Below are 14,078 nucleotides of genomic sequence, written 5' to 3'. Positions count from 1 at the left end.
CAGCAAGGAGTCTCGATGTACACCAAGGACGGCAACTCCTATTTCATCGTCGACGGGCACGTCCACATCTGGGACGGCCGCGCGTCGAACCACAAGAACGTGCACGGAAAGCAGTTCATCGACTGCTTCTACGACTACCACCGCAACCTGTCACCGGCGGACGCGCTGTGGGACTACGACACCTACACCTATTACGGCGGTGAACGGTTGATGCGTGATCTGTTCGTCGACGGCTACGTCGACCACGCCATCTTCCAGGCCACCCTGCTCAGCGACTTCTATGTCAACGGTTTCGGCCAGACGGAGGAGGCGTTCGGCCTGGCGCGCCGCCACCCCGACAAGCTGACCTACAACCACGCCTACGACCCCCGGCACGGTGAGGCAGGCCTGGAGCAGCTGCGTCGCGATGCCGAGCGCATGGGTCTGAAGGGCGTCAAGCTCTACACGGCGGAATGGCACGGCGATTCCCGCGGCTACAAGCTCGACGATCCCTGGTCGCGGCGCTACCTCGAAGAGTGCATCGCCCTCGGTATCCGAAACATCCACGTACACAAGGGCCCGACGATCCGGCCCTTGGACCGGGATTCCTTCGACGTCGCGGACGTCGACAAGGTGGCCACCGACTATCTCGAGCTCAACTTCGTCGTCGAGCACGTCGGACTGCCCCGGCTGGAGGACTTCTGCTGGATCGCCACCCAGGAGTCGAACGTCTACGGCGGGCTGGCCGTCGCGCTCCCGTTCATCCACACCCGCCCGCGCTACTTCGCCCAGATCATCGGCGAGCTGCTCTACTGGCTGGGCGAGGACCGGATCCTGTTCGGCAGCGATTACGCCCTGTGGACCCCGAAGTGGCTGGTGGAGACGTTCGTCGACTTCGACATCCCGGAGGACATGCGTTTGGAGTATCCGTCGATCACCGTGGCGCAGAAGCAGAAGATCCTCGGCTTGAACGCCGCCGCCCTCTACGGCCTGGACGTTCCCACCCAGTTCCACGGACAGGACAGCGCCATCGCCATCGCCGAGGCGGTCCCGCTGTGACCGCGATGCTGGCCGCGGTGGATGCCCTGGTGTGGGCGGCTCTGGACACGGTGCTCGATCCGGAACTGGACCAACCGATCACCGAGCTCGGCTTCGTCAGATCGGTGGCGATCGACGACACCGGTGTCACCGTGCACCTGCGGCTGCCCACGGCATTCTGTTCGCCGAACTTCGCCTATCTGATGGCGTCGGACACCGTGGATGCCCTGCGGCTGGTCGAAGATATCGGGGAGGTGCGGGTACTGCTCGACGATCATCACGACAGCGACAAGATCAATGCCGGACTGGCCGCCGATGCGGGCTACCTGGGCACGTTCGGGTCCGAGGCGGTCGAGAGCCTCGACGAGTTGCGAAAGACCTTCCAGCGCAAGGCGCACACGGCGGCCATGGAGCGCTGTGTGGTCGGCGCCATCCGCGCAGGCCGCTGCACGGCCGAGGACATGCACCGGCTGATGCTGCGGGACCTGCCGGACGGTGACGAGAAATCGGCGCTGCTGCGCCGGCGGTTCACCGTCGGTTTGAGCACCTGCGCCAACAGCCGGGTGCTGGTGGACGAGGACGGCCGACCCTTGCGCCCCGAGCAGGCGCCGATGCGGCTGCGGTTCGCGCGGTCGGTGCGGATCTCGATCGAGGGGAACGCGCATTTCTGCCGGGGCCTGCTGGCCACCCGCTACGGCGAGAAGGCGACGTCGGCAACACAATTCACCAACACTAGAACCAGGAGTCCGCGATGAAGGCAGTCCAGGTGGTCGGGTACCACACCAAACTGCAGATGACCGACGTGCCGGCCCCGACCGTCGGAGGGCCACTGGATGTGGTGGTCCGCATCGGCGGTGCCGGTGTCTGCCGCACCGATCTGCACATCCTGGAAGGCCAATGGGCCGAGAAATCGGGGGTCACGTTGCCTTACACGATCGGTCACGAGAATGCGGGGTGGGTGCACGACGTGGGTGACGCGGTGACCAACGTGGCGCCGGGGGACAAGGTGATCCTGCATCCCCTGATCACCTGCGGGCTGTGCCGGGCGTGCCGCTTCGGCAACGACGTCCACTGCGAGAACAACAGGTTCCCCGGCATCGACACCAATGGTGGGTACGCCGAGTACCTGCGCACCACCGCCCGCAGCGTGGTGAAGATCGATGATTCGCTGGAACCTGCCGATGTGGCTGCCCTCGCCGATGCCGGCCTGACCGCCTACCACGCCGTCGCGAAGGTGGCGCGGGCCACCCGCCCGGGTGACGTGTGCGTGGTGATCGGCGCGGGTGGTCTCGGGCACATCGGCATCCAAGTGCTGAAGGCGATCTCGGGTGCCACCGTCGTGGTGGTCGATCGCAATCCGGCGGCGGTGGCGCTGGCCGTCGAGATCGGCGCCGACCGGGGCATCGTCGCCGACGGTACCCACGTCGAGCAGATCCGTGATCTCACCGGCGGACACGGCGCAGAGGCGGTCCTGGACTTCGTCGGTGAGGGTGGCGCGACCAAGGAAGGCGTGGCCATGTTGCGCCGCGCCGGGAACTACTTCGTCGTCGGCTACGGCGAGAACATCGATGTCCCGACCATCGACATCATCTCGACCGAGATCAATTTCATCGGCAACCTGGTGGGTTCCTACAACGATCTGCAGGAGCTGATGACGCTGGCAGCCCAGGGCAAGGTCACGTTGCACACCAGCAAGTACGCGCTCGACGACTTCCAAACCGCGCTCGACGATCTCGATGCCGGCCGGGTACGCGGCCGCGCGATCCTCGTGCCGTAACCCGGATCCGAAAGACCGACAGAAAGGAACAGGCCATGGCCAAGGAACTGCGGTACAACACCGATGCGCGTGCCCGGCTGGAGTACGGCGTCAACGCACTGGCCGACGCGGTCAAGGTCACGCTCGGGCCGAAAGGGCGAAATGCGGTGCTGGAGAAGCTGACCGGTCCGCCCACCATCACCAACGACGGTGTCACCATCGCGCGGGAGATCCAACTGGCCGACCCGTTCGCGAACATGGGCGCCCAGCTGGTCAAGGAGGTCGCGATGAAGACCAACGGTGTGGTCGGCGACGGCACCACCACCGCCACGGTGCTCGCCCAGGCGATGGTCCGGGAAGGATTGCGGGCGGTCGAGGCCGGAGCCAACCCGATGCGGCTGCGCAAGGGCATCGAACGCACCGTTCCGGTGGTACTGCAGGCGCTCACCGAACAGTCCGTCCCGGTGGGCGGCGGTGACCTGCTGCGCATCGCCACCTTGGCCGCCAGCGACGACGAGACGATCGGCGAGGCGATCTTCCGCGCGGTCGAGCACGTCGGTGAGAGCGGGGTGATCACCACCGAGGAGGGCGATGAGCTCGGGCTGACGGTCGACGTGGTGGACGGTATCGAATTCGACCACGGTTACGTCTCGGCGTACATGGTCACCGATCCCGAGCGGATGGAAGCTGTCCTGGAGCATCCGCTGATACTGCTGACCAACCGCAAGATCACCGCGGTGCAGGACATCATGCCGGCCGTCGAAGCGGCCAAGCGTGCAGACCGCCCGCTGCTCGTGCTCGCCGAGGACGTCGACGGACCGGCCCTGCAGCTGCTCGTAGGCGGCAACATGCACCGCACCATGCAATCGGCGGTGGTCCGGGCGCCGGGCTTCGGGCATCGCCGGGTGGCCGAACTCGAGGACCTGGCCGTGGCGCTGGGCGGTCACGTCATCGCCAAGGACACCGGTATCGAATTGTCCGAAGTGCTCGGTGAACACCTCGGATCGTGTGAACGCGTCACCGTCACCGAGGACCAGACCACGATCGTCGGGGCACATGGCGCCCAGCGGTTGGTCGACGCCCGGGTCAGTCAGTTGGGAGCCCAACGCGATCGCGCCAGGATCGACGCCGATCGCGACAACCTGGAGCTTCGGATAGCCCGGTTGACGGGGCGGGTGGCCGTGATCCGGGTCGGCGGTGCCACCAGCGTGGAACTCAAGGAACGGATGTTGCGTGTCGAGGATGCCCTGGCGGCCACCAGGGCGGCGATGCAGGCCGGCATCGTGTCCGGCGGGGGGACGGCGCTGGCCCAGGCCCACCGTGCGCTGGCGGGGCTGCAGCTGCCCGGTGACGAAGCGGTCGGCACCCAGGTGGTCAGCCGGGCCCTGGCCGAGCCGCTGCGCTGGATTGCACACAACGCCGGTTTCGAGGGCGATGACGTCGTCCAGATCGTGCAGGATCTTCCGCTCGGCCACGGATTCGACGCGCTGACAGGCGAATACGGCGACATGTTCGAGGCGGGAGTGATCGACCCGCTGAAGGTGACCCGTGCCGCGTTGGAGAGCGCCGCGTCCATCGCCGCCCTGCTGATCACCACCGAGACGGCGGTGGTCGAGCAGGTGATCGGAAATCCGGGAGCCATCATCGCACCCGGTTTCGGTGACCTGGCCGAGGGCATGGTCCGTCCGTCGAACATCTACTGAGAGCCTGTGCGCTCAAAGGACTACGCGCTCACAGGACTACTGGAAGGAACACACCGGTGATTTTCATCGTGGTCAAGTTCGAGGTGATGCCGCAGCGGCGAGACGAATGGCTCTCGACCACTGCCGATTTCACCGCGGCCACCCGAGCCGAACCGGGCAACCTGTGGTTCGAATGGTCGCGCAGCGTCGTGGACGACGCGGAATACATCCTGGTGGAGGCCTTTCGGGATCAGCAGGCCGGCATCGACCATGTGCGATCACAACATTTCCGCGACGGACTCGCGGCCATGCGTCCACTGCTGGCCCGCACACCGCGGATCATCAACGTCGAGGTGGACGGCGACGACTGGTCGGAGATGGGCGAACTACGGATCGAGTGAGCCGTTCATCGGTGAACCCGAACCGCTGCATCGACGGAACGGGTTTTGTCGGCAGCCGCCAGGCGCGAATACTGTCCGCATGCCGGGCACAGTCACCGTCGGGATCGCGCAATGGCAGCCACGCTGCGGGGACCCCGACCGCAACCTGCGGGATGCGCTGGATTTCATCGCCACCCTGGCGGCCCGCGGATGCGACTTGGTGGTCCTTCCCGAGCTGTGGCCGTGCGGTTATGACCCGGCGACAGTCGCTGCCGATGCATCGGCAGCGGCAGAACCGCTCGATGGCGCCCGCGGGCAGGCGCTCGCCGCGGCGGCCCGCGAGCACCGGGTGTGGCTGTTCGCCGGCACGGTGCCCGAGGGTGACGGCACGGACCTGTACAACACTGCGGTGGTGTACGCGCCGGACGGCCGGCTGGCGGCGACCCACCGCAAGGTGTACCTGTACACACCGCTCGGCGAGGATCGGGTGTTCACGGCGGGGGACCGGGCCACGATCGTGGACGTCGACGGCATCGGCACGGTCGGTATCAGCATCTGTTTCGATGGTGACCATCCCGACTATGCCCGGCTGCTGCACGACCGCGGCGCGTGCGTCGTGGTGGCGCCGTGCGCCTACGAGGTGGAAACCGAAAGTTGGTGGGATATCTTGTATCCCGCCAATGCACTGGCCAATGGGCAATGGTGGGTGATGGCGAATCAATGCGGCGGCGCCCTGTTGGGCAAGAGCCGGATCATCGCCCCGGACGGCAGCGTTGCGGCGCAGGCGAGCCGAGTCGCCCACGGCGCAGCCCCCGAACTCCTGGTCGCCACCGTCGATCTGGCCGCCGGTATCCGCACCGCCGAATCGGCCGCCGGCGCGCTCTGGGCGCAGCCGGCACCACCGCTGAAGCAATAGCTGCGCTTCAGCGCAATATTTCGTGCGGCCCGCCGGGGGCCGGTACGGTACCGGGGAGAGGTGCCGAGCGGAGAGGTGGGTCGTCATGGCGCGGGTGCGTAACCAGGACGCGCGACGCCACCAGCTCGTGTCGGCCGCCATCGAGGTCATCGCGCTGCGCGGAGTCGGCGGAATGCGGGCCAAGGACATCGCCGACGCGGCTGAGATCTCGCCCCGGCTGGTGGCCTACTACTACCCGGAGATCGACGACCTCATCGACGACGTCTATCGCAGCGCGGTGGACCGGTACTACTGGCGGCGGCTGGAGGCCATCAACAAACTCGACGACCCACGCGACCGGTTGGTCAATCTCATCGAATCGGGTCTGCCGGCCGGTGCTGATGACATGCTCAACCGGGCGCTCTACGAATTGGCTGTCAATGCGGGTCGCGACCCCTCCCATGGGACACTGCTGACCCTGCTGTTCGACCGCGAGGTGTCGCTCTACGTCGCGGTGCTCGAAGCCGGCCGAGCGTCGGGTCAGTTCACGCTCACCGAGCCGGTACTGGCCATCGCCCAGAACTTCGTCGCTCTCGAGGACGCTTACGGCATGCACCTCAACGGGGGGAATTCGTCGTTGGACGTCCCGACCGCCGCCGCGCTGTTGCGGTCCTACGCACGCTCTGTCACCGGCGCCGAACTCTAAGTTCCGCGCGTTCGCCCCGTCGCGCCGATACTCGGCTGGGCGGCTGATCGCTCGCTCCGCATTCCGGCCCCGGCTTGACTGCGTCGCCGCGTGCGGGCATTCTTTGCGGTTAAGCGCAGAGAATCCGTGAGAGGCGACCAGCGTGCGGAAATGTGACGACGGACGGACGGGCTTCTACCACGACGAGCTATGCCTGTGGCACAGCACCGGCGAGGCGGTCCTGTTCCTCCCGGTCGGTGGCTGGCTACAGCCGCTGGCGGGCGCCGGACATCCCGAATCCCCGGAGTCCAAGCGCCGCCTGAAGTCGCTGCTCGACGTCTCAGGCTTGACCGCCAGGCTGGCGGTCAGTAGCGCCGACCCCGCCACCGTCGACGATCTGCAGCGGGTGCACACCGACGAGTACATCAGGCGGTTCCAGGCGCTCAGTGCCGACCGCGGCGGCGAGATCGGCCCCGAAGCGCTGTTCTCCCACGGGGGTTTCGACATCGCTTCGCTGTCTGCGGGATTGGCCAAACAAGCCGTCCTGGACGTGCTCGACGGCAAGCATCCCAACGCCTTCGCACTGTCGCGACCGCCGGGACATCATTGCCTGCCCGATACCGGCATGGGATTCTGCCTCTTGGCCAACATCCCGATCGCGATCGAGGCCGCGAAGGCAAGCCGCGGACTGGGCAAGGTCGCCGTGATCGACTGGGATGTGCACCACGGCAACGGCACCCAACATATCTACTACGAGCGGGACGACGTGCTGACCATCTCGCTGCACCAAGAGAACTGCTTTCCCGTCGACTCCGGCGCCGTGACCGAGCGCGGCGACGGTCCGGGCCGCGGCTTCAACATCAATGTGCCGTTGCCGCCGGGCTCCGGGCATGACACCTACCTGCACGCCATGCGCGCCATCGTCATCCCGGCCCTGGAGCGCTTCCGTCCCGAGCTCATCGTGGTGGCAAGCGGTTTGGATGCCAACGCCGTCGACCCTCTGGCCCGGCAGTTGTTGCACGCCGGATCTTTTCGGGAGATGACACGATTGGTGCACGAGGTCGCCGACCGCTTGTGCGACGGGCGACTGGTTGTGGTGCACGAGGGCGGCTATGCCGAGTCGGCCGTTCCCTTCTGCGGGCTTGCCGTCATCGAGACACTGTCGGGTATCCGCACCGACGTCGTCGATCCGTTCGAGCAGACGTTCATCGCCCAGCAGCCCACAACGCGGGTGCTGGCTTACCAGCACGCCATCGTCGACGACATCGCCCACGAACTGCGCTCGCCACGTATCGCCATCAACCGAGAGGACGGCATCCACCCATGACCGACATCATCGAGGCCCAGCACGCTGCGGCTCCCGACCTGGACACGAACGACCTGGGCCGGCTGGCCCAGCGTCACCTCGTCATGAGCTTCACCCCCGGTACCGCATACACGGACGCCCCGCCACCGGTGATGGTGCGGGGCGATGGCAGCCACCTGTGGGACGCGCACGGCCGCGAATACGTCGATGCTCTGGCCGGATTGTTCTGTGTGAACGTCGGATACAGCTTCGGGGCCGAGATCGGCGATGCGGTCCGCAACCAGATGGCCGATCTGCCGTACTACACCAACTGGGGGGTGGCCCACCCGCCGGCGGTGAAGCTGGCCGCCAAGATCGCCGAACTCGCGCCGCCCGGTTTGGATCGCGTGTACTTCACCTCCGGTGGTGGTGAATCCAACGAGGCGGCCATCAAGCTGATCAGGCAGTACCACCAGGCACGCGGTGAATACACCAGGATCAAATTCCTGTCGCGCCGGGCCGCCTACCACGGCACGTCGATGGGCGCCCTGTCGCTCAACGGGATGACCAACCTGCGCAAGCAGTTCGAGCCGTTGATGTACGGGTCGCGGCACATCACCAACAGCAAACGTTACAAGCGGCCCGCCGGTGAGACCGAACAGCAGTTCACCGCATCGCTGTTGCGCGAGATCGAGACGCTGATCATCCAGGAGGGTCCCGACACCGTTGCCGGGATCTTCCTCGAGCCGCTACAGAACGCCGGTGGGTCGCTGGTTCCGCCCGCCGGATTCCACGCCGGCGTGCGCGAGCTCTGTGACCGGTACGGGATCGTGCTCGTGGCCGACGAGGTGATCTGTGGTTTCGGCCGATTGGGGGAGTGGTTCGGATCGAGCCGGTTCGACGTCCAACCGGACATCATCACCTTCGCCAAAGGGGTGTCCTCGGCCCACGCACCGCTCGGCGGCATGATCACCAAGAGTGAGATCCTCGACGCCGTCAACGACGGGCCGGACGGAATGTACTTGCACGGCTTGACCTTCGGCGGACATCCCGCCGCCTGCGCGGCAGGACTGGCGAATATCGCGGTGATGGAGCGCGAGGACGTGCTGGGCAACGTCAGGCGTAACGAGGCGTACTTCCGCGCTGCGCTGGACGGCCTGCTGGAGACGCGACTTGTCGGTGACGTCCGTGGCATCGGCTATCACTACTCGCTGGAGCTGGTCACCGATAAGGACCGGTGTGCGTGGACGGCGGCGACGAGTGCCAACGACTTCGTCTACACCATGCTGCAGCCGGCCCTGCTCGACGCCGGAATTCTGTGCCGCGCAGCGGTCGACCACGAAGGCACCCCGCTGGTGCAGTTCTCGCCGCCGTTGGTGTTCACCCGGTCGGATATCGATGATCTGGTGACCCGGATGCGCGGACTGCTCGAGGAGCTTGCGGACCGCGTGTTGTGAGGCGTTGACAGTTCGCCCGCACCCCACGGGATGCGGGCAAACTGTCGTGCGCGCGAACCGATCCCGCTGATGCAATGAAATTGTCTGTGCCGCAACGAGTATCTGAATAATCGATCTTCTGTGCAGGAAAAGAGTTCTTTACAGATTGCTGCGGTGGCCGCAGTGTCATACCGCACAGTGGCGGCACCGCCCGCCCATCACATGCCTATCGAAGGTGCGATACATGGTCTCAGATAAGCCATTCGAAGTGTCCGCGGACCAGCAGACCGCGCGGGCCGCCAGCGAGACCAAACATCTGCAGAAGTCGCTGGGCCGCCTGGACATCATCTTCCTCATCGTCGCGGCGGTGGTGTCCATCGAGGTGCTCGGGCAGGTTTCCAGTTTCGGCGGTCAGACGTTCACCTGGGCGCTTGTGCTCGCGGTCTTCTTCCTGGTGCCGTACGGCCTGATCTTCGCGGAGATCGGCAGCACCTTCACCGACGAAGGCGGGGTGTACGTCTGGGTGCGCCGTGCCTTCGGACGCCCGATGGCCGCGATCGCGTCGCTGCTCACGTGGATCACCCAACCGGTGTGGGTGGGCGGCTCGTGTACCTTCATCGCCGCCGAGGTGTGGAGTCAATACGTCATGCCCTTCGACCATGGTTCGCTGACCGATTACCTCTTCAAGACGGTATTCATCTGGATCACCGTGCTGGCGGCGGTGGTCAGCCTGCGTCACGGCAAGTGGATCCCCAATGCCGGCGCCATCCTGAAGATCCTGTTCCTCGCCGGTTTTCTCGTCACCGCTGGTATCTACGCCGCTCGCAACGGGTTTGCCGGCCTGACGGCCGGTGACTTCTCCCCGACGCTGGCCGGCCTGCTCGGTGTGACGCCCCTGCTGCTGTTCTCCTACCTCGGCTTCGAATCCGGCAACAGCGCCGCCGAGGAGATGAAGAAACCGGCACGGGATGTGCCGATCGCCATCGCACGATCCTCTGCCATCGCCGCGGCCGCCTATCTGCTGCCCATCGCCGCCATCCTGCTGGTCGTGCCCGCCGACAAGATCACCGGCATCGGCGGTTTGATGGAAGCCGTCGCCACCGTCTACAGCGTCTACGGTTCGGCGGCCCCGGTCATGTTGACCCTCACCGGAATTGTTTTCACCCTCGTCCTGATGACCCAGGGATCGGCGTGGATGATCATCAGCGACCGGATGCAGGCCATGGCGGCCGCCGACGGGGCGTTCTTCCGTGGCTTCTTCGGCCGCTTCCACCCGAAGCTGGGCACCCCCGTTCGGGTGAACCTGCTCTCCGGCGTGGTGGGCACCGTCTTCATGGTGTCCGCGATGGCGGTCAGCGGTTCCGCGGCCGCGGTGTTCGCCGTGGTGCTGTCGATCGCGGTCTCGACGTTTCTGCTCAGCTACCTGATCTCGATCCCCGCGGCGGTCCGGCTGCGCACGGCGTTTCCGGAGGTCACCCGGCCATTCAAGGTGCCGGTGTCCGACAACGGCTTCCGGGCCCTCGGTGCACTGTGCTTGGCATGGGTGGTGCTCGGCAGTTGGGTTGCCGTGTTCCCCGGGACCCTGGATCGCCTCTTCGGCCTGGATTACGACTTCGAGGCGACCTGGGGGGTGAGCGCGGTTGTCTTCGAAGCGTTCACCCTCGGCACCTTGGCCGCGCTGGCTGCACTCGGGCTCGTCGGTTATGTGACCGCCAGGCCGCTGCGCATGGAGACCGCACGCAGTGCACGTTCGACCGGGGAGGGCCGGCCCGCCGAGCGGCCCCGGTAGCGCACTGGCCAGCTGTATCGCCAAAATCGATGCAGTTGCGCGATTCTTTGTGATTTACCTGTCCTAGCCGCTCGCCAATACTCAGGTGATCGAGGACACCACCGCGGAAACGCCGTTTGTCGAAAGTCGGTATCGCATGACTGCAGCCACGCCCACACCCGAATCGGTCGAGCGAAGGACGATCGAACACATCCCGATCGACGAGCGGCACGGCCGCGCTCGCGACCTGTTCACTGTGTGGTTCGGCTCCAACATCATGTTGCTGACCATCATCACCGGCGCCCTGGCCACCACTGTCTTCGGCTTGCCGTTGTGGGCCGGCGCGCTCTCGGTGGTGCTGGGCAACGTCGTCGGCGCCGTGGTGATGGCGCTGCACGCCGCCCAGGGGCCGCAGATGGGCGTGCCGCAGATGCTGCAGACCCGCGCACAGTTCGGCTCCTACGGCAGCCTGCTGGTCGTCGTCCTGGTGGTGTTCATGTATCTGGGCTTCTTCGCCTCCAACGCGGTGCTCGGCGGACAAGCGCTGGCGAAGGTGACCGGGTTGCCGACCAGCTGGGCCATCGTCGTCATCTGCGCAATCAGCGTGGTCGCCACCATGGTGGGCTACCGGCTGATCCATCGGGTGACCGCGATCCTGTCGGTCGTCGCCGGCGGCGCGCTCGTCGTCGCGTTCGTGTGGATCATCGGAGTCAACGGTGTTCCGGATGGCACCTGGCACACCGACGGTTTCTCGTGGGCCGGCTTCATGGCCACCCTGTCGGTGGCCGCACTTTGGCAGATCGCCTATGCCCCTTACGTTTCGGACTACACCCGCTATATGCCCCGCGATACCGGTCAGCGCGCCGCGTTCTGGGGCACCTACTCCGGCTGCGTCCTGGGCTCGGTGCTGCCCATGCTGCTGGGTGTACTGGTGGGTGCCGCACTACCGGACGATGACACGATGGAGGGGCTGTCCACCCTCACACACGGAGTCAGCACCGGGGTGTTCGCCATCTTCGCGATCGGTATCACGGCGACCAACGCGATGAACCTGTACTGTGGCACGTTGTCCACCATCACGGTGGGGCAGAACATCTTCCCGACGTGGAGCCCGCGGGCCGGCAGCCGCGCGGTGGTGTCGGTAGTGCTGTGCATCATCGCCCTTATTCCGGCTTTGGTCAGCGCCGACGACTTCCTGGCCAACTACGCCAACTTCCTGGCGCTGCTGCTGTGCGTGCTCATCCCGTGGACGGCGGTCAACCTGGTCGACTACTACCTGCTGCGGCACGGCCACTACGACATCGACGCCCTGTTCGAACGCGACGGTGGCCGCTACGGCCGGTTCAACTGGGTGGCCATCGGGTGTTACTTCGCCGGCATCCTGGTGCAGATCCCGTTCCTGTCCACGACGCTGTTCACCGGTTTCATCGCCGAGGCGATCGGGCATGTCGACATCTCGTGGATCGTCGGTCTGGTCGTCATCTGCCCCCTGTACTACGCGTTGATGTCGCCGCGGATGCGTGCCGAGGCCGCGGACGCCGCCGACGCCGTGCACGGGGTGGAGAGCGCCGCGTGAACCATCCGGACTACCTGGTCGTCGGCGGCGGCACGGCCGGTTGTATCGTCGCCGCCCGGCTGTCGGAGGATCCGGGCGTCACGGTGACCGTCGTGGAGCCGGGTCCGAGCGATGTCGACGAGCCGCGTGCACTCGACATCCGCCGGTGGGCCGAAATGCTGGAGGGTGAGTACGATTTCGACTACCGCAGCATCGCCCAGGAGCGCGGCAACCCGAACATCCGGCAGGCCCGCATGCATATCCTGGGCGGCTGCTCGACCGCGAATACGATGATCACCTGGCGCCCGCTCGCCGCCGATCTCGACGAATGGGTGGCCTTGGGGGCCGACGGGTGGGACTCCGCGACGCTCGATCCGTACTACGACAGGATCGCCGCCCCGATCACGCCGGTCGCGGCCAAGGACCAGAACCCCTACGTCGCCGACGTCGTCACCTCGGCGCGGCGCGCACTCGACCTGCCGGCCCGGACCGCCTGGAACAGCGACCCTGATTTCGCCAGAACCGGCCGGGGCGCAGGGTTTTTCGAGATCGGCTACACGCCCGAGACCCATCTTCGTTCGTCGACCTCGGTGCACTACCTGCACGAGGCCATCCGCAGCCGGCCGAATCTGCGCGTGCTGCACGGGCTGACGGCCGTCAGGGTGCTCATCGAGGACGGGGCGGTGGTCGGCGTGCTGGTGCGCGACGGCGGTGGGTCCACCTCGGAGCTGCGCGCGACGCGGGAAACGGTGCTGTGCTGCGGCGCGATCGACACCCCGAAGTTGTTGCAGCTGTCGGGGATCGGCCCCGCGCCGATGCTCGCCGACGCGGGCATCGAGGTGCTCGTCGACAGTCCGGGCGTGGGGGAGAACCTGATGGACCACGCCGAGGGACTGATCGTGTGGGAGGCCCGCCGCGAGGTCCCGGACACGTGTGCCACCGGCTGGGACGCGGGTGCGGCCGTGCGCCTGCACGACGAGGGGCCGGCCCGGCCGGACATCCTGATGCACTTCCCGGTAGAGGCCGTCGCCGAGCACGCCGTGACCTATGGCACCGAACTCCCGGATCGCATCGTGTCGATCGCCCCGAACGTCGCCAAGCCCAAGAGTCGGGGCCGGGTGTGGATCACCACCGCCGATCCGTCGGTGGCGCCCAACATCGACTACCGCTATTTCACCGATCCCGACGGCGTCGACGAGGCGAACCTGATCGCCGGCGTCCGGCTGGCGCGTCGCATCGCGGCGCAGGCACCGATGGCGGACTGGATCGGGCGCGAGGTGTTTCCCGGGGCCGCGTTGACCACCGACGACGAGCTGTCGGCACCGTTGCGGGCCACCCATCAGACCGTGTACCACGTGTCGGGCACCTGCCGCATGGGTGCGGCGAACGACCCGATGGCCGTGCTGGATTCGCGGCTGCGGGTGCGCGGTGTCGAGCGGCTGCGCGTCGTGGACGCCTCGGTGTTCCCGACCATCCCGTCGGTGAACCCGGTGGGGACCATCATGACCGTCGCGGAGCGGGCCAGTGACCTCATCGCCGAGGACGCCGGCCCGCCCGGCCGTCCGGCTGTCGCCGGCCGGTTGGTGTCGCGCTGACCGCGGGACACCAACCGGCCTCGA

12 protein-coding genes are annotated in these 14,078 nt (G+C 66.5%); all 12 read left to right on the top strand.

Translation table 11 applies throughout. The annotated features are described in order from the left end of the window. The first annotated feature begins 15 nt into the window (after positions 1-15). Positions 16-1,038, top strand: coding sequence for an amidohydrolase family protein (locus SBI67_RS16875; protein WP_318981654.1), 1,023 nt, complete (start codon positions 16-18; stop codon positions 1,036-1,038). 5 nt (positions 1,039-1,043) lie between these two features. Further along, complete coding sequence (locus SBI67_RS16870) at positions 1,044-1,772, top strand: iron-sulfur cluster assembly protein (protein ID WP_318981969.1); 729 nt, start codon at positions 1,044-1,046, stop codon at positions 1,770-1,772. Beyond that, on the top strand, positions 1,769-2,794 hold the full coding sequence (locus tag SBI67_RS16865) for an NAD(P)-dependent alcohol dehydrogenase (protein ID WP_318981653.1): 1,026 nt from the start codon (positions 1,769-1,771) through the stop codon (positions 2,792-2,794). The genes SBI67_RS16870 and SBI67_RS16865 overlap by 4 nt, the downstream gene beginning before the upstream one ends. A gap of 35 nt (positions 2,795-2,829) precedes the next feature. Next, entirely contained in the window at positions 2,830-4,476 is a 1,647-nt protein-coding gene (gene groL / locus SBI67_RS16860) for a chaperonin GroEL (protein ID WP_318981652.1), read from the top strand. Between the two features lie 56 nt (positions 4,477-4,532). Then, positions 4,533-4,856 (top strand): putative quinol monooxygenase, encoded by a 324-nt coding sequence (locus SBI67_RS16855; RefSeq protein ID WP_318981651.1) that lies wholly within the window; start codon positions 4,533-4,535, stop codon positions 4,854-4,856. Positions 4,857-4,935: 79 nt separating this feature from the next. Next, positions 4,936-5,751 (top strand): carbon-nitrogen hydrolase family protein, encoded by an 816-nt coding sequence (locus SBI67_RS16850; protein ID WP_318981650.1) that lies wholly within the window; start codon positions 4,936-4,938, stop codon positions 5,749-5,751. Between the two features lie 85 nt (positions 5,752-5,836). Next, positions 5,837-6,436 carry a TetR/AcrR family transcriptional regulator gene (locus tag SBI67_RS16845; protein ID WP_318981649.1) on the top strand — a complete coding sequence of 200 codons (600 nt, stop codon included), beginning with the start codon at positions 5,837-5,839 and terminating at the stop codon, positions 6,434-6,436. A 142-nt stretch (positions 6,437-6,578) separates the two neighbouring features. Further along, positions 6,579-7,742, top strand: a complete 1,164-nt coding sequence (locus SBI67_RS16840) for a histone deacetylase-like amidohydrolase (RefSeq protein ID WP_318981648.1) — start codon at positions 6,579-6,581, stop codon at positions 7,740-7,742. Continuing rightward, positions 7,739-9,157, top strand: coding sequence for an aspartate aminotransferase family protein (locus SBI67_RS16835; RefSeq protein ID WP_318981647.1), 1,419 nt, complete (start codon positions 7,739-7,741; stop codon positions 9,155-9,157). Before SBI67_RS16840 ends, SBI67_RS16835 begins: the two co-directional genes overlap by 4 nt. Before the next feature lie 223 nt (positions 9,158-9,380). After that, the gene (locus SBI67_RS16830; protein ID WP_413232506.1) at positions 9,381-10,925 is read left to right on the top strand and encodes an APC family permease; all 1,545 of its coding nucleotides are present in this window, start codon (positions 9,381-9,383) and stop codon (positions 10,923-10,925) included. A 136-nt stretch (positions 10,926-11,061) separates the two neighbouring features. Continuing rightward, entirely contained in the window at positions 11,062-12,480 is a 1,419-nt protein-coding gene (locus SBI67_RS16825; protein ID WP_318981646.1) for a purine-cytosine permease family protein, read from the top strand. Beyond that, positions 12,477-14,054, top strand: coding sequence for a GMC family oxidoreductase (locus SBI67_RS16820; RefSeq protein WP_318981645.1), 1,578 nt, complete (start codon positions 12,477-12,479; stop codon positions 14,052-14,054). The genes SBI67_RS16825 and SBI67_RS16820 overlap by 4 nt, the downstream gene beginning before the upstream one ends. Positions 14,055-14,078: the final 24 nt, after the last annotated feature.

Origin of the sequence: Mycolicibacterium chengduense, from assembly GCF_033741155.1 — a bacterium.
Lineage (GTDB): Bacteria > Actinomycetota > Actinomycetes > Mycobacteriales > Mycobacteriaceae > Mycobacterium.
Note: the sequence above shows the minus strand (reverse complement) of the source record. Positions and strands in the feature narration are given on the sequence as shown.